Raw genomic sequence first — 24,661 nt, forward strand, 5'->3', positions numbered from 1 at the left:
AATGAATTATTTTTTCTTTTTATTCGAAGAATTAGCTGCATTTTTCTGATTCTCTTCCATGGCCTTCATCTGCGTTTGAAGATATTGAGAGAACTTGGATTTTTTAGCACCACCACCAGCAGCAATTTTCTTTCGATTGTCATCTAAAATCAATTTGATTTTGTCTTCATCTACAAATTTTCTAATTGCCAATTGTTGTCCGATAGTTACCAAATTGGAAATAAAATAATAGAAACTTAATCCAGCAGGGAAGGAGTTCATTACGAACATGAAAATCACAGGAGTGATATAAGCCATTTTTTTCATGTCAATAGGTTGACCTGGCTGGTCGGGTGTTATTTGATTATTATAATAACCATAAGCTAATTGAGAAACGGTCATTAATAAACAAAAAAGACTGACATGTGAACCATAAAAAGGAATCGTAAATGGCAGATTGATGAACGAATCATAGGTTGACAAATCGTTTGACCATAAAAAAGATTCTTGTCGTAGATTGATTAAATTAGGGAATAACAAGAATACGGCCATTAAAATGGGCATGGTAGCGAGAACAGGAATACATCCACTCAAAGGATTGACACCCACTTCACTGTAAAGTTTCATTGTCTCTTGTTGAACTTTCGCAGCATCATCACCTATTTTCTCTTTGATGGCCGCTATTTCAGGAGCTAAAATTCTCGTTTTAGCCATAGAAACATAAGACTTATAAGTAAGAGGTAATAAGGCAGATTTAATGATTAAAACTAATACAATAATCAATAAACCATAGTTGGAGAATAAACTCTCTAAAAAATCGAAAAGAGGAACATAAATATACTTTGTCAATGGTAAAAGGAAATCATAACTTAACTTAACATTTTTACCAAAGGCAGGCGCTACATGCTTAACGATGGAATAATCGTTAGGACCGAAATAGAATTTAAAATTAGCAACGCCTTGAATCAAATTTTGGTTGGGTAAAACCAATTGAGCATCCAATGTTTTGATGTTTACCGTATCATTCAGGTTAGGCGTACTAGTTAAATTTGCTTTTGAAATAGAAAAACCTTGAGGTATTAAACCACTCACAAAATATTTCTTTTTGAAACTAACCCAAGCTAATTTATTGGATAGATTTTCATTTTCAATGGAACTAGGATTCTCAGTTAAATTATCAAATTCTTCATCTTCTTGAATTAAATAATTAATTGTCGCTTTTCTTTCCTCTGCAATATCCTTCTCACTTTGAGTAATATTTTCTTTCCAATGTATGGTATATTCAGTGCCCGCCAATTTACCAGCCAATGATTTAGCATCCAAAGAATAAGTTAATTCGTAACCTGAATTACTAAGCGTATAAAATTGTTTGATGATTTCTCCACTTGGCAAAACGCTTTCAAAAGAAATTTGATTGGATTTAACACCTTGTGATGTATAATTTAATTCCCCTAACTTAACTTTTCGTTGAAGGGTAGGTATTTCAACTTCAAATGCATCTTTCTTCGAATCAAATAAAAATAAGCCTTGTTTAACCTTATTCGAATAATTTTGGTAACTGAAATAATTCTTTAATTGAACGGATACAATTTTACCACCTTTATTGGAAAAAATAATTTTAATATCATTGTTTTCAAGTGTGTATTGTTCCTCTTTAAAATTAAGTTGACTTGAATCGGCTGCAACTATATTGCTTGCTTGATTTGCAATTACTTTCGTTTTGCTAGTTTGTTCTACTTTTGCTTTAACATTTTCTTTTACCACAGGATCTTGAGAACCAAAAAAATATTGGTACCCTAAAAGCATTCCCATTATTAATACTATTCCTGTTACCGAATTCTTATCCATAAGAAGTATTATTATTTATTATTTTTTAAAATTGGCACTGCATGTTGATACGCAGCCTTAACAAATTGCACAAATAAAGGTGAAGGTGATTCTACCGTTGATTTATATTCTGGGTGGAATTGTACACCAATAAAAAATGGATGATTATTTAATTCAATGATCTCAATTAACTCCGAATCTGGATTAATTCCTGATAAGGTCATTCCAGCATTTTTATAATCGTTCAAATAATTATTATTGAATTCATAACGATGTCTATGTCTTTCCTGAATGGATGTTTTCCCATAAATTTTATGAGCTAAAGTACCTTTTTCAATTTTACAAGGATAAGCACCCAATCGCATTGTACCACCTTTTTCAGAAATAGCCTTTTGAGATTCCATAATATCAATGACGGGATGACTTGTTTCAGGATTCATTTCAAAGGAATGGGCATCTTCTAATCCAATTACATTTCTTGCAAATTCAATCACTGCGCATTGCATACCTAAACAAATTCCCAAAAATGGAATATTATTTTCTCTAGCGTATTTAACAGCATTAATTTTCCCTTGAATACCACGTTCTCCAAAACCTGGAGCAACTAAAATACCATCCAAACCTGAAAGTAATTCTTCAATATTTTGATCTTCAGCTGTTTCAGATGATATCCATTTGACATTAACTTTTATCTCATTTGCTACACCAGCGTGGATAAATGCTTCAGCAATCGATTTATAGGAATCTTTTAATTCAACATATTTTCCAATTAAACCCACTGTGATTTCAAATTTGGGATTTTTAAGTCGGGTTAAAAAGTTTTTCCAATTCGTCAAATTAGAATCCTTATCGTTATAAATATCTAATTTATATAAAACTCTACTATCCAAACGCTCTTCTTTCATTAAAAGAGGAACATCATAAATCGTTTCCGCATCTCTTGCTTCAATAACGTCTTGTTCAGTAACATTGCAAAAAAGGCCGATTTTACGACGCATTTCTTGAGGAAGAGGGTGCTCTGTGCGACAAACTAAAATATCCGGCTGAATTCCTGATTCTGATAAAGTTTTAACCGAATGTTGCGTAGGCTTGGTTTTTAATTCTCCTGCTGAAGCTAAATATGGAATTAATGTTAGGTGAATAAATAGAGTATTTTTTTCCCCTAAATCCCATTTCAATTGTCTAGCTGCTTCAATAAAAGGCAATGATTCAATATCACCCACACAACCACCAATTTCAGTAATAACAATATCAAACTTTCCGGTATCACCCAATAACAAAATATTACGTTTGATTTCATCCGTGATATGGGGTACAACTTGAACCGTTTTACCCAAATAATCACCTTTTCTTTCTTTCGTAATCACATTGTGGTAAATTCTTCCTGTTGTAATATTATTAGCCTGACTCGTTGGAGAATTTAAAAATCGCTCATAGTGACCAAGGTCTAAATCAGTTTCTGCACCATCATTGGTTACATAACATTCACCATGTTCATAAGGATTCAGAGTTCCTGGATCTATATTGATATAAGGGTCAAATTTTTGAATGGTACACGTCAAGCCACGTGCTTGAAGCAACTTGGCAAGTGATGAGGCGATGATACCTTTTCCTAGTGAACTTGTTACTCCTCCCGTAACAAAAATGTATTTGGCTTTTTTGGTCGTCCCTTTAGCAGACATCGAATTTTAGTTATTTGATTACGGGAAACAAAGATACGAATAAAAGCCATATCGAATTAATCCTATTTTTATTTTATCTTGCATTCTTATTAGAATTTCATGAATTCCAAAGCCCTCAAACTATTTTCTGCTTCAGCAGGATCTGGTAAAACCTACCGTCTGACATTAGAATATATTAAATTAGCTCTCCTCGAACTTGAGCCAAAAGGGTATTTTAGACGTATTTTAGCTGTTACCTTCACCATTAAGGCGGCGGAAGAGATGCGAACCAGAATTATTTATTTCTTAACAGGTATTTCATCTGGCCCTAATTTTAACACTTTTAATGAATCTGAAAAAAATGATTTTCTGCAAATTATTTCCAAAATAAAAGCAGAATTAGAAATAGAAGGTGTTGTTTTGACACAAAATGATATCATTTTAAGGGCACAAATAACTTTACAACAGATTCTTCAAGATTATGGATTGTTTTCTGTGATGACCATTGATTCATTTGTACAAAGACTCAGTTCAAGTTTTGTTGATGAATTAGATCTTCCAAATCAATTTGACGTCATTATTGATACAAAAATGTTGATCAATCAATTAATTGATCGCATTTTAGATAAAGTAAATGAAAACGGTGATGCTCAATTACGAGAATTAATATTATCCTTCGCTCAAAATGAAGTCGAAGAGGGTAAAAATTGGAATCAATTACGAAAATCATTACAAGACTTTTTTAGGATATGTTTTAGTGAGAGTTTCTTTCATGTAGAAAAGGATATCACAAAATTTTCGATATTCGATTTTAATCAAATCGAATCAAAGGTGGGTCAGACCTTGAAAGATCATTTAACCACACTTCTCAAACTTGCTGAAGAATTCAATCAAGAGATAAATAAAAGTCTTTTACCTGTTAATGTATTCACATACGGAGAACGTGGACCAGTTGCCTATTTTAAAAAATTTGTATTGGATCCCAAAATTGAATCAAACAAATTTGCCAATCTATTGAAAGCTTGTGAGAATAATAGCTGGGCTGGAGCTAAGGTAGATTCTTTGACAAAATCACAAATAGATTCCATTTCCAATTCTCTCAGTTCTATTGGACAACAATTTGTAGAAACTTACCAACAAGTTTCTTACCAACACCAATTGTTTGCTTTAATTAAAAAGGATTTGAAAAAAATGGCATTATTAAGTAGTGTCCAAAATGAGTTAAAAGAATATCAAAATGAAAATTCAAGTATTTCTATTTCTGAATTTTCTCGAAAAATATATGAAGTAATATCAAATGATCCTGTTCCATTTATTTATGAAAAATTAGGGGACCGATATTTTCATATTTTAATTGATGAATTTCAAGATACCTCTATTTTACAATGGCAAAATTTTATGCCTTTGATTGAAAATGCTGTTTCTATTCATAAAAAAAATCTTCTCGTTGGAGATGCAAAACAATCCATTTATAAATTCAGAAGTGGAGAGGTAGGCCTAATTGCTAGTTTGTCATCTCAAAACAAAGATTTAGTTTCGCATAAATTATCCAATAACGAACTAGATCAAGAACGATTTAGCTACTTGATTAACCAAACAGAAACCAATAACCTAGAAAGCAATTATCGTAGTTCGAAGGAAATTGTAGATTTTAATAATCAATTCTATTCTTGGATTTCTAACCAAGAAGAATTTATTGCTTGCAGTGACCTTCTAAAACCCGTTTATGGTCAAAATTTAATTCAAAAACCGGAAATACCTGAAGAAAAATTACCCGGTCAGGTGGATTTTCTTGTTTTAGAAAAGAACCTTTCAAGCATCGAAAATGCTCAAATAGAGTCAGATTGGATGCTTCAACAAGTATTGAATTTGATTCGCTTAAATGTTGAACAGAAAAATTTTCAATTTAAGGACATTGCTATTTTAACTCGAAAAAATAAAGATGCCAATTATTTAGCCTTGCAATTGAAAGAAAGAAATATTCCCGTTATTTCAGCAGATTCTTTGCTAGTTCACTATTCACCTATTGTGACATTTTTAATTTCTTTTTTAAAATTAATTAACCAACCCAATTCTGAATTGATTTTTCATGAACTGATGTTCATCAATGCTGACATTAACCAAATTTCTTTAAAATTTGAGCTATTGGAAGAGTTTAAGAAAGATTCCAATGTTAGTTATTTGCAAAAAGCTTTTCAATTTATTCAACAAGGTCAAACTGACCTTTCAAATATTGATTTTTCTTCCAATTCAATAGTTAATATTAGTTATGCTTTAATTGGAAAATTTAATCTTTTTCATAAATCAGAATCTCAAGATTATTTATTAAAATACTTAGATATCGTTAATGAATTTGCTTTAATGAAATCAGATACAATATCCGATTTCCTAGAGTTCTATGAAGAAAATAAATCCAACCTTAGTATTGCTAGTCCTGATGATCAAAATGCGATAACCATTTCAAGTATCCATAAATCGAAAGGTTTGGAATACCCCGTGGTAATTTTACCTTTTGCTTCTTGGACTCATCAAGCAAGTCAGGAAGAAATATGGTTTGATATTACTCAAGAAGGCCAGTTTGATGAATTATTCATCGAAGAAAAAGGACCATTAAATAAGTTTTACCTTAAAATTAGGAATAAGTTTTTTGAAGAATCGGAATATTTAACTAGTCAGAAGAAAATTGAGTTAAATGCGATTTTCTTGGACTCGCTAAATATGCTTTATGTGGCAACTACGCGACCTAAACAACAATTACATATTTTAGTGACAAAAGTTTCCGAAGAAATCACTACCACAACAAAGACATTTTATAAGAATTCAATAGGTAAAATATTAGTTGATTTTATTGAACAAAATGCCAATAAAAAGGAAGTCGATCAACATTTTCTAACAGATTATAATGAATATACTTCCTACTATTTGATGAATAAGGAGGTTAAAAAAGCCAACCATTTTACTCGAAAATCAAGCGCCCATCTAAAACTAATTTCATTGGAACCTAGATTAGAGAAAAAGCCTGGCTTAAGAATTAGTTCTACTAAAAATGAATTATTCTCCAAAGCAGCAAATAAACGTAAGAAAGGTGAATTGGCGCATTTAATTTTATCCAAAGTAGACTCCATGGAAACTATAGCAATTCCGACTTCCAATGATTTTATGGAATTTGAAAACACCATTATTTCTGCTTTAAAAAACCCGGAAATCAATAAATATTTTCAAAAGGGCGAATTATTATTTGCAGAGCAAGATATTCTTTGTCCTAATGGTGAAATTATTCGTCCAGATAGAGTGGTGAGATTCGATGAAGAGACCATTATTATTGACTTTAAAACGGGCAAGAAAAGCGATAATCATCATGTACAAGTCAAAAAATACGTTAGCGCTCTTCAATCGATGGGCTATGAAAATTCATTAGGTATTATCATCTACTTAGAAAGTCAGGAAATCGTCTATGTTTAGAAGTTATCTACCAAAAATCATCTTTTTAATTGGAGTGCTTTGTTTATTTAATTCCTGTCAGCTTTGGCAAAATGTTAAATATTCTTTGGGTTTACATGCCAAATTAGAAGATTCTTTTTATTCCTTGGATGAAGTCAATCAAATTGTCAAAAATGCGTTAAAATACACAGGGACACCTTATCGGGTTGGTGGAAGTGATCAAAAAGGGATGGACTGTTCTGGTTTATTATTTAGAATTTATCAAAATTCCAATTTTCTTATTCCTAGAATCGCTAATGAACAAGCAAACTATGGATTAACAATTCCAATCAATCAAGCACAAAAAGGAGATTGGATATTTTTTGCGACAGGATCTAATACAATCATTAATCATGCAGGTATTGTAAGTTCGTCAAAAGAAGGACTAAATATTCAATTTATACATGCTAGCACTTCGAAAGGTGTGAGAGAAGATAACATTATGAATAAATATTGGTTTAATAAGGTAATTAAAGTGATACGGCCCTATAAAAATAATTCAAAATAAGGTTGTGATATTGTTTAATACTTGTCGTATTTTTGCATTCGTTTTTTAAAATTAGATATGGGAAAAAAAATAATTATCATTGGAGCAGGTGGTGTAGGTAATGTTGTTGCAAAAAAATGCGCAATGAATCCTGAATTCTTTTCAGAAATCATATTAGCATCTAGAACATTATCAAAATGTGATGCTATCGCAAATGAAGCTAAGTCCATTGGCTTACCTACTGTTATACAAACTCGGAAAGTAGATGCAGACAATGTTCCAGAATTGGTTCAATTATTTAATACAGAAAAGCCATTTTTGGTGATAAATGTAGCTTTGCCTTACCAAGATTTAACCATCATGGATGCTTGTTTAGAATCAGGTGTTCATTATTTAGACACGGCAAATTACGAACCAAAGGATGTTGCTAAGTTTGAATATTCATGGCAATGGGCGTATCAAGAAAAATTCAAAAAAGCTGGTTTAATGGCTTTATTGGGTTGTGGATTTGACCCAGGAGTAACAGGGGTTTATACGGCATTTGCAAATAAGCATTATTTCGATGAAATGCATTATTTGGATATTATCGATTGTAATGCAGGAGATCATGGAAAAGCATTCGCTACTAACTTTAATCCTGAAATTAATATTCGTGAAATTACCCAAAAAGGAAAATATTGGGAAAATGGGGAGTGGATTGAAATTGAACCTATGTCCATTCATAAACCAATCAATTACCCAAATATCGGACCAAAAGAGTCCTATGTTTTATACCACGAAGAATTAGAATCCTTAACAAAAAACTTCCCAACTTTAAAAAGAGCTCGTTTTTGGATGACATTTGGTCAGGCTTATTTGACTCATTTAGAGGTTTTACAAAATGTTGGGATGACCTCCATTCAGCCTATTAAATTCAATGGCATGGACATTGTTCCTTTGGAATTTTTAAAAGCTGTATTGCCTGAGCCTGGTACTTTAGGTGAAAATTATTCTGGACAAACTTCTATTGGTTGTCAAATTAAAGGAATCAAAGATGGGGAAGAAGTAACTTATTACGTTTATAACAATTGTCACCACGCTGAATGCTATAAAGAAGTTCAAGCTCAAGGTGTTAGTTATACAACAGGTGTGCCAGCTATGATTGGAGCATCTTTGATGATTACAGGAGAATGGTTTCAATCAGGCGTTTACAATGTTGAAGAATTTAATCCAGATCCATTTATGGATTTATTAAATATTCATGGACTACCTTGGAATGAAGAAATCAATGGGGAATTACCTCATGAATATTAATATGGCAACGATATACTCTGAGATTCCTTCGCCATGTTATGTTTTAGAAGAATCATTATTAATCAAAAATCTTGAATTATTAAAATACGTTCAAGAGCAAGCTGGGATTGAAATTATTTGTGCTTTAAAAGGATTTTCTTTTTATCATGAATTTCCATTGGTAAAAAACTATTTGGCAGGTGCAACAGCTTCTTCTTTGAATGAAGCAAGATTGGCTTTTGAAGAAATGGGTGTAAAAGCTCATATTTATGCGCCCGCCTATTTAGAATCCGAATGGAGTGAACTTTGCACCTATGCAGGGCATATCACTTTCAATTCATTGAATCAATTTCATCAATTTAAAGATCGTGCATTAGAATCAGGTATTTCATGTGGTTTACGTATAAACCCCGAATATGCCGAGGTAGAAACAGATATGTATAATCCTTGCATCGCTGGTTCTCGACTAGGTATTCGTAGATCTGAATTAAAAGAATTACCGGAAGGTATTGAAGGTTTACACTCGCATACATTATGTGAAAATGATTCTTTTGTATTAGAACGAACTTTGGCAGTCATTGATGAAAAATTTGGTGATCTGTTACCCAAACTAAAATGGTTAAATTTAGGAGGTGGACATTTAATTACTCGAGCAGATTATGATGTTAATCACCTCATCGGATTATTAAAGAATTTTCGTTTTAAATACCCCAATTTACAAATCATTTTAGAACCAGGTTCAGCGGTAGGTTGGCAAACGGGTTTTTTAAAATCGACCGTTTTAGATATCGTTCATTCAGCAGGAATTGATGTAGCCATTTTAGATGTATCATTTGCAGCTCATATGCCTGATACCTTAGAAATGCCTTACAAACCAAGAATTAGGAATGCTGGAATGGAACCTGAAAAAGGAAGTTTTAATTATCGTTTTGGTGGGATGACTTGTTTAGCAGGAGATTATTACGGTGATTATTCTTTCAAAAAACCATTAATTATTGGCGATGAAATCATTTTTGAGGATATGATTCATTATACAATGGTCAAAACAACTACTTTTAATGGTGTTAATTTACCATCAATTGGTAAATTGGATGTAGATAATCACTTCCATTTATACAAGAAGTTTGGTTACGAATCTTTTAAAGATCGATTATAACAAAAAAGCACCCATCGGGTGCTTTTTTTGTGGAGAAGATGGGGCTCGAACCCACGACCTCTTGCATGCCATGCAAGCGCTCTAGCCAACTGAGCTACATCCCCTAAAAATTAACTCTTACACCAATTCCACCTTGTAAATGAAAAAAGAAGGGATTAGGAGCAATTTCTTCATAAAAACCGATTTCTCCAAAAAAAGATAAATTAGGAGCATCAATTGGGAAAAATTCAATACCTCCAATGGCAGCACCTCCAAAGGCTTTTTGATTACTTTCTGCTATTTTACTATTTTTTGGATAAAAATCTCTTGAGGTATACTGAGGTCCAAAACCATAATAGGTTTGGATGTTGGGATTGATAATCGTTGGATGATGCCATAGATAAAGAGCGTTGATGGAATAACCAATATTTTGAAACGTTCCATCTTTGTAATTTCGATCCGTCCCCCAAATACCACCATATGTCCCTATGTTGACCTCTATGGCATTTACCCCATTTGGTAGATATTTACGCACCATAAAACCACCTGGTTCTCCAATTCTAAATCCTGATCCCCAGTCTTTTAATTGACTGAAGGCCAAACTACTTAAACTCACGAATAAAAATGTTAAAAAAACCTTTTTAAGCATAATACTAGTTATAAAATTCAATTATTTTATCAAGTAATGTTTTGTTTTCATCTGGTAAGCCAATCGTTATTCGAATAGAATCCTGACATAATTCAACTTTTGACCTATTTCTAGTGATGATTTTTTGATTTATCAAATAATCAAACAAATGGTCAGCATTTTCAAATTTAACTAAAATAAAATTGGAATGTGAAGGAACAATATTTTTCACAAAATTAAATTTAGCAAGACTTGAAATTAATTCATTTTTAGAAGAAATAATACTTTCTACCGATTTACTTAAAAATTTATCGTTATTTAAAGCTTCAAGAACAATTGCTTGTGTAGCCCCTCCAATATTATAGGGTGGTTTAATTTTATTCAGTATTTGAATAATTTTCATATTTGCAAATGCCATTCCTAAGCGTAATGAGGCTAAACCATATGCTTTAGATAAGGTTTGTAAAACAATTAATTGAGGATATTTTGCTAATTCAGAAATAAAACTTGGTTCATCTGAAAAATCTATATATGCCTCATCCACAATAACAAAGCCATGGTTGAATTTATCTAAAATGGTATAAATATCATTTCGATTAATTTTATTGCCTGTTGGATTGTTAGGAGAACAGATAAATACCAATTTTGTATGATTATTAATATTCCTCAAAATATTCTCTGTATCTAATTGATAATCAGCAGTAAGTGGAACTTTTAAAATGGAAATATTATTGATGGAGGCAGAAACCTCATACATACCATAGGTGGGGGGACAAATAATAACATTATGTACATGACTTGAACAAGTCATTCTGATTAATAAGTCAATTGCCTCATCAGAACCATTTCCTAAAAAAATCTGATTTAACTCACATTTTTTTATTTTAGCCAATTTCTCTTTAATCTCAATTTGCAAGGGATCGGGATATCTATTCCAATTCTCTTTTGTTGCTGATCCAATTGGATTTTCATTAGCATCCAAAAATATACCTTCACTACCTTTAAATTCATCCCTAGCAGATGAATAAGGTTTTAAATTGAAAATGTGAGGTAGTATGATTGACTGATAATCCATAATATTTATTGTAAACGTATTAAAACTGCATTAGCATGTGCATCCAACGATTCTGCTTTTGCCATTTCGACAATACTAGAACTTAAATTCTCTAATCCCTCTCTTGTAATGCTTTGTAAAGTAATTTTTTTGATGAAACTATCTAAATTGACACCTGAATATGCCTTGGCAAAACCATTAGTAGGTAATGTATGATTGGTTCCTGAGGAATAATCACCAGCAGCTTCTGGAGTATAATTACCTAAAAATATAGATCCTGCATTGATAATATGATCACTAAATTCTTCAGCATTTTCACAGGCCAATATTAAGTGCTCAGCACCATATTCATTCAATAAATCAATCGCCTCTTCTCGATTATTTACCAAAATAGATTTTGAATTCAAAAGAGATTTATTTGCAAATTCTTTACGATCCAGTTGTATTAACTGTTTTTCAAGTTCCTTATTAGTTGAATTTAAGGTTTCTTCATTATTTGAAACCAAAAAAACCTGTGAATCTATTCCGTGTTCAGCCTGAGAAAGTAAATCAGAAGCAATATAAGCAGGTATAGCGTATTCATCAGCATAAATGGCAACTTCCGATGGTCCTGCCGGCATATCTATAGCAACGCCCTTACTGTTAGCAAACATTTTAGCAGCTGTAACATATTGATTGCCTGGACCAAATATTTTGTAAACTGCAGGAATAGATTCAGTTCCTAATGCCATAGCTGCAATTGCTTGAGCTCCACCAACTTTACAAATTTGTGTAACACCGCACAATTTCGCTGCAAAAAAGATTGCAGGATGTTGGGCTGGAGTACAAAGTATTATTTGCTTACAACCCGCTATTTTAGCTGGAATGGCAAGCATTAAAATTGTTGAAAATAGGGGAGCAGTACCACCTGGAATATAAATTCCTACTTTTTCAATAGGCGTAGCTTTTTGCCAACAAGTTACTCCTGGACTTGTCTCTATTCTTTTTTCTTCTAATATTTGAGATGTATGAAATTTGGAAATATTAGCATATGCTTTTTCAATAGCTAATTGTAATTCTGTAGAAACACCTTTTGCTAATTCATCAATTTCTCTTTTACTATAGATAATTGAATCAATTGTTCTATTATCAAATTTTAGCGTTAAATCTCTAAGTCCTTCATCTTTTCTATTCTCAACTATCTCAAAAATTTCTTCAATTAAATGATCTAATGATTTAGACTCTAATTGAGGCCTTTTGCAAATAGTTGAATATGAATCTTTAGGAGGAAATTTTATTAGACTCAGCATATTATAAAATCATTTTTTCAATAGGTAATACCAAAATACCTTCAGCACCCGCATTTCTTAATAAATCAATGATTTCCCAAAAATCATTTTCGGTAATCACAGAATGCATAGAAACCCAACCTTTTTCCGCTAAAGGTAAAATAGAAGGGGATTTTATACCTGGTAATAAGGATATAATTGTTGAAACATTCTCCTCTTTGGTATTTAAAACAACATATTTGGCATTTTGTCCTCTTTGTACAGAGTCGATTCTGAACAATAATTTTGCTAAAATTGCTTGCTTCTCTTTTGATAATTTTTGGTTGGAAATTAAGGCTGCTTGACTTTGATAAACTTCTGCCACTTCCTTCAATCCGTTGCTCAATAGGGTACCACCGGTAGAAACAATATCGCAAATTCCTTCCGCTAGACCAATACTTGGTGCAATTTCAACTGAACCAGAAATTTCATGCGTCTCAGCTTTTACTCCATGAGATAATAAAAATTCGTTGGTAAGATTTGGATAAGAAGTAGCTATGCTTTTTCCTTGGAAATATTCCAATCCCGTATAAACTTCATTTCTTGGGATAGCTAAAGATAAACGGCATTTTGAAAAACCTAATTCTTTAACAATATCGACGTTTTTCTTATTTTCCATCAACACGTTTAGGCCTATAACACCTAAATCAGCTACTCCATCTTCTACATATCCTGGAATATCATCATCTCTTAAAAAAAGAAATTCAATTGGAAAATTACTCGAAACGGTTCTTAATTTAGAACTTCCAGATTCAAATTTTATGCCACACTCCTTAAATAGTTTTAAAGAGTCATCACTTAATCTACCTGATTTTTGAACAGCAATTCTGATATTTTCTGTACTCATAATTCTTAAAATAAAAATCAAGCCTCGAAATTACTTCCGAGGCTTGCTGAAAAAATGTTAGATAAACATTTTTAGAGGATCCTCTAAATATTGTTTCAATGTCTGAAGAAATGCTGCCCCAGTTGCTCCATCTACCACACGATGATCGCAAGTTAAGGTTAACTTCATAATATTGGTGGCATAAAATTGGCCATTTTTTACGCCAACCGTTTCTTTAATACCACCAACAGCTAAAATACATGATTCTGGGGAGTTAATAATTGAAGTAAATTGATCAATACCAAACATACCTAAATTACTAACCGTAAACGTATTTCCTTCCCAATCCTTAGGTTGCAATTGCTTTGACTTTGCTTTTCCACCTAAGTCTTTCGCTTCTGCTGAAATTTGAGCAATCGATTTTTCATTAGCAAATCGAATTACTGGGACTAATAATCCATCTTCCACAGCCACCGCCATACCAATGTGAACATGTTTATTTACCCGTATGCGATCTTCCATCCAATAGGAATTAACTTTTGGATGTTTGGCCAATGACAAAGCAGTTGCTTTTATCACCATATCATTGAATGATATTTTTACAGGTAAAGCTTCAACCAATGTTTTTCTTGCCTCTATAGCTTTATCCATGTTAATTTCCATGGTTAAATAAAACTCAGGAGCACTAAATTTAGACTCAGATAATCTACGTGCAATTGTCTTGCGCATTTGACTATTTGGAATGTCCTCGAAACTTTCTGTACCTGAAACAAAATTTCCAGTAGCTCCACCACCAGAATTTGGATTGTATTCTTCTATATCTGATTTTGTGATTCTACCACCTTCTCCGGTACCTGTAATCCAATTTAAATTATATCCTTTTTCTTTGGCCAGAGCACGGGCTAAAGGTGATGCTTTTATCTCAGTACCTGGTTTTGATGCTTCTTTAGTCGGAGCAGCAACAGATTTTTCTTCTTTTACGGCTACAATAGGAGCTGGGTCCGAATTAACAACTACACTTGCTACAGGAGCAGCAGGTTTTGGTGCTACAACTTGTAATAAAGGTTGAAAATCGGTACCTGGTTCACCAACTATTGCGATGATACCATCAACAATAACTCCTTCTCCTTCTTTAGCCCCAATATATAATAATGTACCATCTTCATAGTTTTCTAATTCCATGGTAGCTTTATCTGTTTCAACTTCAGCAATAATATCTCCGGATTTAACAACATCCCCCACTTTTTTCAACCACTTGGCAATCACACCTTCCACCATAGTATCGCTCATCTTTGGCATTCTAACCACTTTGGCTGTTATACTACTTAAATCTACTGATGGTGTATTATCAACGATAGGAGCAGGTTCTGTTGCGGTCATGGAAACTTCTGCCACGGATGTCACGATATTACTTGAAGCACTTGGATTTAATAATGCTGAATAATCCTCACCAGGCGTGCCAACAATTGCAATAATACCATCTACAGGTACTGCTTCGCCTTGCTTAATACCAATATATAACAAGGTTCCATCCTCATAATTTTCCAATTCCATTGTCGCTTTGTCCGTTTCTACTTCTGCGATAATGTCACCAGATTTAATCACATCTCCTTCTTTTTTCAACCAATTAGCAATAACACCTTCAACCATGGTGTCACTCATCTTGGGCATTCTAATTACTTCAGCCATCTTTTGTTTTTTAAAAATTCAAAATTACGGTTTAAACGCTTGTTATTAAAATATTTTCACTAAAATATTTGACTTAATCTAATTTTAATACTGCCATAAATGCCTCTTGTGGTATTTCTACATTACCTACTTGACGCATCCGCTTTTTCCCTTTTTTCTGTTTCTCCAATAATTTACGTTTTCTGGAAATATCTCCACCATAACATTTGGCCAAAACATCTTTTCTCAAAGCTTTAACAGTCTCTCTAGCTATTATTTTCTGACCAATAGCAGCTTGAATAGCAATTTCAAATTGTTGCCTTGGTAATAATTCCCTCAATTTCTCACATAATCTTTTACCCCACTCATAGGCTTTATCTCTATGTACAATCGCTGAAAGTGCATCTACTTTTTCACCATTTAACATGATATCCAACTTAACCATTTCCCCTTCTTCGTATCCTTTAAATTCATAATCCAGAGACGCATAACCTCTAGATATAGTTTTTAATTTGTCAAAGAAGTCAAACACCACCTCGGATAAGGGCATATCAAACTGTAATTCTACCCGATCAGTTGTTAGATAAATTTGATTTTTTAAAATACCTCTTTTATCCATACAAAGGTTCATGATATTACCTGTATACTCGGATTTTGTGATTATTTGAGCTTTAATATAAGGTTCTTCAATGTAATTGATAAAATTTGCTTCCGGTAACTCACTTGGGGCAGATACCCAAATTTCTTCATCAGAGGTAGTTAACACCTTAAATTTTACAGACGGAACTGTTGTAATAACAGTCATATCAAATTCTCTCTCCAATCTCTCCTGCACAATTTCCATGTGCAACATACCTAAAAACCCACATCTAAATCCAAATCCAAGAGCCATAGATGTTTCCGGTTCCCAAACCAAAGAAGCATCATTTAGCTGTAATTTTTCCATGGCATCTCGTAAATCTTCAAATTCTGTTGTATCCACCGGGTAGATACCTGCAAAAACCATCGGTTTTACTTCCTCAAAGCCTTGAATAGCTGATTTGCAAGGTGATGCAACATGCGTTATCGTATCTCCAACTTTAACTTCTTTTGCTTCCTTTATTCCAGAAATCAAATAACCCACATCTCCAGATTTGATTAATTGTTTGGGAATTTGTTCCAAACCAAGTGTTCCAATCTCATCGGCAAAATATTCTTTACCAGTGTTCATGAATTTGACTTTATCTCCCTTTTTAATTTGTCCATTATACACACGAAATATTACTTCAATACCTCGGTATGAATTAAATGTAGAATCAAAAATCAAAGCTTGTAATTCACCATCTGGATTTCCTTTAGGTGCGGGTATACGCTCTACAACTGCATCTAAAATATCTTGAATACCAATTCCTTCTTTACCCGAAGCATGTATAATATCCTCTTTTTTACAGCCAATCAAATCTATAATTTGGTCCGAAACCTCCTCAGGCATAGCACCAGGCAAATCGATTTTATTTAATACTGGAATAATTTCTAAATCATGGTTGATAGCCAAATATAAATTCGAGATTGTTTGGGCCTCAATACCTTGTGATGCATCGACTATCAATAAGGCACCTTCACAAGCTGCTATGGAACGAGAAACTTCATAAGAAAAATCTACGTGACCAGGAGTATCAATTAGATTAAAGGTGTAATCTATTCCATCCTTTGGATAAGTCATTTGAATCGCATGCGACTTTATCGTAATTCCTCTTTCGCGTTCCAAATCCATATCGTCCAATAATTGATTCATCATATCACGTTTTTGAACCGTGTTGGTAAATTCAATTAATCGATCCGCTAAGGTACTTTTACCGTGATCAATGTGTGCTATTATACAAAAGTTCCTAAGATGTTTCATTCAATAATTATAAATACTAATAATTTACGCTAATTAATTTCATTATTATGGCAGACAAATAACCACCATATGTGCCAATAGCATATCCTAATAAAGCCAATATAACTCCAAAGGGCGTCAATTTGGGTGATATAGCTGTAGAAATAACTGAGGCTGATGCGATTCCTCCAACATTAGCTTGAGATGCAATAGCCATATAATGATATGGTGCCTTAGTTAATTTCCCAACTACAAAGATAGCTAATCCATGTATGCTTATCCATAAAAATCCTGTGAATAATAAGATTGGTGTAGAAAATAAATGACCTAATGATATTTTTAGACCAATGGAAGCAATAATGATATACAGAAAAATGCTAGAAATGACGTCTCCTCCTGAATCATAAGATTTACTAATTTTAGTTAATCCTAGACTTATACCCATTATTGTACTAAATAAAAATGTCCAAAAACTCTTATTTAAAAATTCAAAGACAGTTAATTTTCCGTAGTGTTCTGTGGTAAAATTGAAAAAATATTCAGCTAACAAAATGCATAATTGAGAAACAAAAAAACCTAAACCCAAAATATAAATTACTTGGTTAAATTGAAAAACTTTGGAAGAGGTATTAGAAGGTAAATCCATAAATTCATGATCCAGATTTACATTGGACTTCATGAAACGGTTTATTTGGTACTGAAATGGAATTAACACCAATAACATCGTTAACCAAAGTTCGCCAAAAAACACATCCACCGTTACAGCTTTAGCAAATTCATTGGAAGTCGGCGAGAAAATGCTATTTAGAGCCATCTGATTAGCAGTTCCACCAATCCATGAACCTGCTATCGTGCTCATTGATTTATAACTTTCCGAATTAAATGATTCAGGAAAAAATAAATGACTAACTATTAACGAAATTGGCCCACCAATAATTACTCCAAATGCACCTGCTAAAAAAACGATCAAAAATTTATTTCCTACTGATTTTAATTGTTTGATAGGTAAACCAAGTGTAAAATAAAAGATACAAAAAGGTAATAATATTTTCGAAAGACTATTATTCAAATCTGACTTTGAAACATCAATTAAACCAATTTCAACTAAAAATGAAGGTAAAAAATAGCAAAACAATAGGGGAGGTATTGCTTTAAATATAAATTTAAATATTCGTAATGAGCTATTTGCTAGATAAAAAATACCAGCAATTAAGACAATCAAAAATAGTAAAATGGAAAGTTCGCTTTGAATCATTCTTATGAATTCATTAAGTCTTCAATTTCATCAATTTCCAATGGAATGTCTTTCATTAAATTTATCGTACCATTATCCGTTATTAATAGGTTATTTTCCAATCTAATTCCCAGCCCTTCTTCCCGAATATATATTCCAGGTTCACAAGTTAAAACCATACCTGAAGCAAATGGTTGATATTTGTCCCAAACATCATGAACATCTAAACCCAAATGATGCGCCACTCCATGCATAAAGTATTTTTTGAACAATGGACTGTTAACATCTTGACTATCAACATCTTGTCTAGTAAACAATCCTAAATCAATTAATTTACCTTCCATAAACCTTTCAACCTCTTTTTGATAATCTACCCAAAAAATCCCAGGTCTCATTAAATCAGATGCAAAATTTAATACATCTAATACAGCTGAATAAACTTGTCTCTGTCTATTTGAAAATCTACCGTTTACAGGAATAGTCCGAGTCATATCAGCATTATAATTACCATAACTAGCTCCTACATCTAACAATAAAACATCTCCAGATTTACATTCTCGTTCGTTTTCGATATAATGTAAAACACATGAATTAGCCCCGGAAGCAATGATAGGGGTATAAGCAAATCCACCCGACTTATTGGATATAAATTCATGTATAAATTCCGCCTCAATTTCATATTCAAATACACCGGGTTTCACAAAATCCAATACTCTTCTGAATCCTTGATTAGTTATTTGAACCGCTTTATTTAATGCATTTAACTCCTCATGCTCTTTAATCATTCTAATTCGATTCATGATAGGAGCTAATCTTTCAATTGAATGCAGTGGATATTGTTGTTTGATTTGTTTTATGAATCGATCATTTTGTGTTTCTACATCTGAGCTATTTCTTATATGCTCATTATTCAACATAAAAATATGATCCGCAGAATAGATTAATGTTTTTAAAACCGCATCGAGGTTTTGTGTCCATTGAATATTCTTGATTCCAGAAATTTGAGATGATTGTGATTTGGTCAATTTATGACCTTCCCAAACAGCAATTAATTCAGATGTTTCACGAACAAAAGCTATTTCCTTCAAATGTGATTCCGGAGCATCGGGATATAATATTAGAAATGTTTCTTCTTGATCTAAACCAGATAGATAAAATAAGTCACTATTTTGTTTAAAACCCATTGTACCATCAGCATTAGTTGGCATTATGTCATTTGAACTAATGAGCACAATTGATTTCGGTGGAAGCTGTTGATAAAGTTTGTTCCGGTTGGATATAAATAATTGGGAATCAAATGAATCGTATCTCATGTTAGTGTTATTTGGTAGCTAAATAAATTATTTCATCTAATGGTAAACCCATTTTTTTACTTTCCTCTACTCCAATTTTCTCAATCATATTTACTTCTGTAATCGTAAATCCAGATTTCTCCAATTGTTTACCGTAGTCTCTTCCATAAATTCTTACATGATCATCTTGTAAAAAATGGATTTCTCTTTGCTTAGGATCAGTAATCGAGCGATCCTCATAGGTAGTTGCTAAATCATATCTTTGTGGACTTTGTAACAAGGCATACCCCGTAGGTTTTAAAACTCGTCTGATTTCTCGCATACATTGAAAGTCATCATCGACATGTTCTAAAACGTGGTTACAAAATACAACATCAAACGTATTATCCTCAAATGGAATATGATGTAAATCCATTTTGACCTTGGCCAAAGGAGATTCAATATCAGCTGTTATGTAATTTTCCCCTAATAATTTCTCAAATCGATTAATGAAACAATACTCAGGCGCTACATGCAGTAATTTTGGACTTGATGTGAAAAAGTCTGTCTCCTTTTTCAAAAATAAAAACATTAAACGGTGTCGTTCCAATGTTAGGCAAGAGGGGCAAAGTGCATTTTCCCTTGGATTTAATCTTCCATAAGGTAGGAATTTTGTGAAATGATTATTGCAAACCGGACAATTAACTTTATTACCCCTCAAAAAAAGCGAATAGGTTTTCAAGAATTGATGTGCAACTAATTGAATATATTTTCTAGGGATATTTCGTAAAACCCAACTTATTAGATATTTCATAAACAAAAAAAAGGAAGGTTTTTCAGTAAAAAAAACCTTCCTCTAAAATAATTTAAAAAGAATTACATTTCACGAATCCAAATATTACGGAAGCTTACAGGATTTCCGTGGTCTTGTAAACTAATTGGACCTGGTCCATGAACTGGATTTTTCGGTTGACCAATATATTCAGTCGTACCTTGAATTTTTGTATGATTTTGAACAACAATTCCGTTATGAATAACTGTCACATAGGCAGGTGTTTCGATACCACCATTGATTGTAAAACGTGGCGCTGTATAAATGATATCATAAACATTCCAATCGCCCATTTTAGAAGTAGCATTGACCAATGGTGCCGATTGCTTGTAAATACTACCTGCTTGACCGTTTCTATAGGATCTATTTTGATAGGAATTCAATACTTGAACCTCGTACATTCCTTGCATGAAAATACCAGAATTTCCTTTACCTTGACTTTTCAAATTATCACCTTCTATAGGAGATTGCCATTCAATGTGTAATTGATAATCAGTGAATTTTTGTTTGGTAGATATATTGCCAGCTCCTTTAACGACTGTCATTTTGCCATCTTCCACTTTCCATTTAGCTGCGCTGCCATCCTTTACAGTTTCCCAATTGTCTAGACTTTTTCCATCAAATAAGATAATAGCATCTGATGGAATAGAACCAGGAGATACAACTCTAACTTCAGGATCCCAAAACTCTGTGACATCAGGTTTTGTAGGATTTTCAACAATATTACGATGGTCTTGAGCAAATAAAGGTGCTGAAATGGTAGCAATTACAGAGATTGCAAATAATTGTAGGTAGTTTTTCATATGAAAATAAAATATTTAGATAACAATTTTACTTAATTTTTGGCAATAAAAAAACCGGTCAATGCCGGTTTTTTACAAAATAGAAGTAAAATTATTTAGCAAAACTTGCTTTAATTTCTTCAACATCTACCAATTTAATAATTGGACGTTGTTTTAAAATTTTGATAGCAGCTACTTTATTATTTGCTACTGCTTTATTTCTTCTGTCTTTACGTTTTAATCTTGTTACAGCCATGTCTTTAATAATTTGGTCTGCGAAATTACAATTTTTCGCCTATAATTCAAAAAATCTTCTTTAATTAATTAATTTTGTCTTTTAAAATTATGCAAAAGCCAAGCAACGCAAGAGGTACAAGAGATTTTGGTCCACAAGAAATGGCCAAAAGAAAGTACGTATTTTCAACGATTCAGAATCATTTTGAAAATTTCGGATTTCAAGCTATTGAGACACCAGCCATCGAAAATTTATCAGTTCTGACAGGTAAATATGGTGACGAAGGGGATCAATTACTATTTAAAATACTTAATTCAGGTGATTATTTAAGTAATTTAAGTGAATTAGACATGAATCAAGGTAGTAAATCCTTTACCTTCAAAATTTCAGAAAAAGGATTACGCTATGACTTAACAGTTCCATTTGCTCGCTTTGTAGCAATGAATCGAAATGATTTAGCATTTCCTTTCAGAAGGTACCAAATTCAGCCTGTTTGGCGTGCCGATCGACCGCAAAAGGGTAGATATAGAGAGTTTTATCAATGCGATGCAGATATTATTGGATCTAATTCATTAATTAATGAAAGTGAATTAATTTCCTTGTTCCAATCAATATTTTCAAGTTTAAACTTGAAATCAAATTTATACATTAACTCTAGAAAAATTCTTTCAGGTATAGCCGATAAATTGGGTAAGTTAGACCAGTTTACTGATTTCGCTGTAGCCTTAGATAAATTAGATAAAATAGGGTGGGAGAAAGTTGCTGAAGAATTAATCAATAAAGGATTTTCAAAATCTCAAATAAACGAATTAGAACCATTAATAAATTTTAGTGGATCTAATCAGGAAACAATTAAGAAGCTTTACGATTTTTTTAATGGAAACGCACTTGGATTATCTGGTTTAGATGAAATTAAAGAGGTTTTTGGGTTTATTCAAAACAATGGTTTCGATAATTCAAATATCGTATTCGATTTCAAATTAGCCAGGGGTTTAAGTTATTATACCGGTTTAATTTATGAAGGCAAATCCGTTGATGTTCCCTTTGGCTCAATTGTGGGTGGCGGTAGATATGATAATTTAACTTCTTCGTTTGGTTTGCCTAATATGTCTGGGGTTGGTATATCCTTTGGCATTGAACGAATTATGGATGTAATGGAAATATTAGGCTTATTTCCTGAAATTAATTCCAGTGGAAGTAAAGTGTTGTTTACTTATTTTAATGAAATTGGCCAATCTGAAGCGTTGAAATATGTTTCTATATTACGAAAAAATCAGATAGCCTCTGAAATTTATCCGGATCTTTCCAAGGTAAAAAAAGCATTCGAATTTGCTGATAAAAAACAAATTCCTTACGTTGCTGTTATCGGAGATTCTGAAATTTCGGAACAAAAAGTCACCATTAAAAATATGAAAAATGGAGAACAACAATTGCTCTCCATCTCTGATCTTATCTCTTTATTGGGATAATTTTATCTCCAATTTTTAAATTGATTGATTAATCCATTGGTAGAGCTATCATGTGAATCGATTACATCCGAATTTTCCAATTCCGGTAAAATCGAATTGGCTAATTGTTTTCCGAGTTCAACACCCCATTGATCATAGCTGTATATATTCCAAATAACTCCTTGAACAAATATTTTATGTTCATACATTGCGATTAAAGAACCTAGAACTCGAGGTGTAAGTTTTTTAATTAAAATGGAGTTGGTTGGTTTATTTCCTTCAAATACTTTGAAGGGCGCTAATGTTGAAATGGAATCTTCATTTAAACCACTTTTAATTAATTCATTTTTTACTTGGTCTAGTGTTTTACCATTCATCAATGCTTCGGTTTGAGCAAAGAAATTCGACATCAATAGAGTATGGTGATTACCTAAAGGATTGTGACTTTGTGCAGGTGCAATAAAATCAGCAGGAATCATTTGTGTTCCTTGATGAATTAATTGGTAAAACGCATGTTGACCATTGGTCCCAGGTTCACCCCAAATGATTGGACCTGTTTGATAAGATACTCTATTCCCTGAGCGATCAATCGTTTTACCATTGGATTCCATATCACCTTGTTGAAAATAAGCAGCAAAACGATGCATGTATTGATCATAAGGCAAAATAGCATGAGAAGCAGCATTCCAAAAATTGACATACCATATACCTAATAATGCTAAAATTACAGGTAAATTATTTTCAAAACCTTCCGCTAGGAAATGTTCATCCATCTCATTCGCTCCAGCTAACAATTCCTCGAAATTTTCGTAACCTATTCCCAAACAGATGGATAAACCTATAGCAGACCAAAGCGAATAACGACCACCAACCCAATCCCAAAAAACAAACATATTAGCTGAATCAATTCCAAATTTTTCAACTTGTTCTTTATTGGTTGATAGAGCAACAAAATGTTTTGAAACAGCGCTATCGTCTTTAGCAACACGTAAAAACCATTCTCTAGCTGAGAAGGCATTTGCCATAGTTTCTTGAGTGGTAAAAGTTTTAGAAGCAATTAAAAATAAGGTCGTTTCAGGATTAAGATTTTTAATAGTTTCAGCGATATGAGTTCCATCGACATTACTAACAAAATGAATATTTAGATGGTTTTTATACGCTTTGAGAGATTCTGTTACCATAACAGGACCTAAATCAGAGCCACCAATACCAATATTCACAACATCTGTTATTGCTTTACCGGTGTAACCTTTCCATTCACCTGATATAACTTTCGATGAAAAATCCTTCATATGTGCCTTCACCTGATTTATACCAATCATGATATCAATATCATCTAAGAACAATGATGAACCTAACGGTTTTCTTAATGCTGTGTGTAAAACAGCTCTATTTTCTGTGGAGTTTATTTTTTTACCAGAAAATTGAGCTACAATTGAGTCTGCTAATTTACATTCATTGGCTAATTCTATTAAATCAGAAAGAACTTCATTGTCTATTATATTTTTAGAAAAATCTAAGAATATGTCATTAAATAAAATACTAAAATCTTTTTGGCGGTTGGAATTATCAACAAATAATTCTTTTAAATGGGATTTTTGCAAACGTATAAAATCTGCTTCCAACTTTTTAAATGAATTAGTTTGCGTAAAATTAATTGATGATAACATGTAT

General features: G+C 32.6%; 19 protein-coding genes and 1 tRNA gene. 5 read left to right on the top strand and 15 right to left on the bottom strand.

Going from position 1 to position 24,661, the window contains the following annotated elements; translation table 11 throughout:
• Window positions 1–6: 6 nt before the first annotated feature.
• Complete coding sequence (yidC, locus tag V7S76_RS05695) at window positions 7–1,827, bottom strand: membrane protein insertase YidC (RefSeq protein WP_459509097.1); 1,821 nt, start codon at window positions 1,825–1,827, stop codon at window positions 7–9.
• Window positions 1,828–1,838: 11 nt separating this feature from the next.
• On the bottom strand, window positions 1,839–3,488 hold the full coding sequence (locus tag V7S76_RS05700) for a CTP synthase (RefSeq protein WP_459509098.1): 1,650 nt from the start codon (window positions 3,486–3,488) through the stop codon (window positions 1,839–1,841).
• Window positions 3,489–3,587: 99 nt separating this feature from the next.
• On the opposite strand from V7S76_RS05700, the gene V7S76_RS05705 reads away from it, so the two are divergent.
• The 4 genes from V7S76_RS05705 to nspC are packed head-to-tail and all read left to right on the top strand — an operon-like array spanning window position 3,588 to window position 9,862.
• Window positions 3,588–6,929 (top strand): UvrD-helicase domain-containing protein, encoded by a 3,342-nt coding sequence (locus tag V7S76_RS05705; protein WP_459509099.1) that lies wholly within the window; start codon window positions 3,588–3,590, stop codon window positions 6,927–6,929.
• The gene (locus tag V7S76_RS05710) at window positions 6,922–7,455 is read left to right on the top strand and encodes a C40 family peptidase (RefSeq protein WP_459509100.1); all 534 of its coding nucleotides are present in this window, start codon (window positions 6,922–6,924) and stop codon (window positions 7,453–7,455) included. Before V7S76_RS05705 ends, V7S76_RS05710 begins: the two co-directional genes overlap by 8 nt.
• Before the next feature lie 57 nt (window positions 7,456–7,512).
• The gene (locus tag V7S76_RS05715) at window positions 7,513–8,727 is read left to right on the top strand and encodes a saccharopine dehydrogenase family protein (protein ID WP_459509101.1); all 1,215 of its coding nucleotides are present in this window, start codon (window positions 7,513–7,515) and stop codon (window positions 8,725–8,727) included.
• Between the two features lies 1 nt (window position 8,728).
• Window positions 8,729–9,862 (top strand): carboxynorspermidine decarboxylase, encoded by a 1,134-nt coding sequence (nspC, locus tag V7S76_RS05720; protein ID WP_459509102.1) that lies wholly within the window; start codon window positions 8,729–8,731, stop codon window positions 9,860–9,862.
• Between the two features lie 30 nt (window positions 9,863–9,892).
• Here the strand turns inward: nspC and V7S76_RS05725 are convergent.
• The 12 genes from V7S76_RS05725 to V7S76_RS05780 all read right to left on the bottom strand — a co-directional run bounded on the left by V7S76_RS05725 (window position 9,893) and on the right by V7S76_RS05780 (window position 21,560).
• Window positions 9,893–9,966: transfer RNA gene (locus V7S76_RS05725), tRNA-Ala, on the bottom strand.
• Window positions 9,966–10,490, bottom strand: a complete 525-nt coding sequence (locus V7S76_RS05730) for a hypothetical protein (RefSeq protein ID WP_459509103.1) — start codon at window positions 10,488–10,490, stop codon at window positions 9,966–9,968. The genes V7S76_RS05725 and V7S76_RS05730 overlap by 1 nt, the downstream gene beginning before the upstream one ends.
• Window positions 10,491–10,494: 4 nt before the next feature.
• Window positions 10,495–11,544, bottom strand: coding sequence for a histidinol-phosphate transaminase (gene hisC, locus V7S76_RS05735; protein WP_459509104.1), 1,050 nt, complete (start codon window positions 11,542–11,544; stop codon window positions 10,495–10,497).
• A gap of 5 nt (window positions 11,545–11,549) precedes the next feature.
• Entirely contained in the window at window positions 11,550–12,809 is a 1,260-nt protein-coding gene (gene hisD / locus V7S76_RS05740; protein ID WP_459509432.1) for a histidinol dehydrogenase, read from the bottom strand.
• 4 nt (window positions 12,810–12,813) lie between these two features.
• Entirely contained in the window at window positions 12,814–13,677 is an 864-nt protein-coding gene (gene hisG / locus V7S76_RS05745) for an ATP phosphoribosyltransferase (RefSeq protein WP_459509105.1), read from the bottom strand.
• A 57-nt stretch (window positions 13,678–13,734) separates the two neighbouring features.
• Window positions 13,735–15,345, bottom strand: coding sequence for a 2-oxo acid dehydrogenase subunit E2 (locus V7S76_RS05750; protein ID WP_459509106.1), 1,611 nt, complete (start codon window positions 15,343–15,345; stop codon window positions 13,735–13,737).
• A gap of 73 nt (window positions 15,346–15,418) precedes the next feature.
• A complete protein-coding gene (lepA, locus tag V7S76_RS05755; RefSeq protein WP_459509107.1) occupies window positions 15,419–17,206 on the bottom strand; it encodes a translation elongation factor 4 in 1,788 nt (595 codons plus the stop codon).
• A gap of 16 nt (window positions 17,207–17,222) precedes the next feature.
• The gene (locus V7S76_RS05760) at window positions 17,223–18,440 is read right to left on the bottom strand and encodes a DUF819 family protein (protein ID WP_459509108.1); all 1,218 of its coding nucleotides are present in this window, start codon (window positions 18,438–18,440) and stop codon (window positions 17,223–17,225) included.
• Between the two features lie 2 nt (window positions 18,441–18,442).
• Window positions 18,443–19,732, bottom strand: coding sequence for an aminopeptidase P family protein (locus V7S76_RS05765; protein WP_459509109.1), 1,290 nt, complete (start codon window positions 19,730–19,732; stop codon window positions 18,443–18,445).
• Between the two features lie 7 nt (window positions 19,733–19,739).
• Complete coding sequence (locus V7S76_RS05770) at window positions 19,740–20,504, bottom strand: class I SAM-dependent methyltransferase (RefSeq protein WP_459509111.1); 765 nt, start codon at window positions 20,502–20,504, stop codon at window positions 19,740–19,742.
• Between the two features lie 62 nt (window positions 20,505–20,566).
• Window positions 20,567–21,325 (bottom strand): 3-keto-disaccharide hydrolase, encoded by a 759-nt coding sequence (locus V7S76_RS05775; RefSeq protein WP_459509112.1) that lies wholly within the window; start codon window positions 21,323–21,325, stop codon window positions 20,567–20,569.
• 91 nt (window positions 21,326–21,416) lie between these two features.
• Window positions 21,417–21,560, bottom strand: a complete 144-nt coding sequence (locus V7S76_RS05780) for a hypothetical protein (RefSeq protein ID WP_459488960.1) — start codon at window positions 21,558–21,560, stop codon at window positions 21,417–21,419.
• An 89-nt stretch (window positions 21,561–21,649) separates the two neighbouring features.
• Here V7S76_RS05780 and hisS point away from each other — a divergent pair, with 89 nt between their 5' ends.
• The gene (hisS, locus tag V7S76_RS05785; RefSeq protein WP_459509113.1) at window positions 21,650–23,008 is read left to right on the top strand and encodes a histidine--tRNA ligase; all 1,359 of its coding nucleotides are present in this window, start codon (window positions 21,650–21,652) and stop codon (window positions 23,006–23,008) included.
• A 2-nt stretch (window positions 23,009–23,010) separates the two neighbouring features.
• Here the strand turns inward: hisS and pgi are convergent, their stop codons facing one another.
• Window positions 23,011–24,657, bottom strand: coding sequence for a glucose-6-phosphate isomerase (gene pgi / locus V7S76_RS05790; RefSeq protein ID WP_459509114.1), 1,647 nt, complete (start codon window positions 24,655–24,657; stop codon window positions 23,011–23,013).
• Between the last annotated feature and the right edge of the window lie 4 nt (window positions 24,658–24,661).

This window comes from Aquirufa sp. ROCK2-A2 (assembly GCF_054558485.1).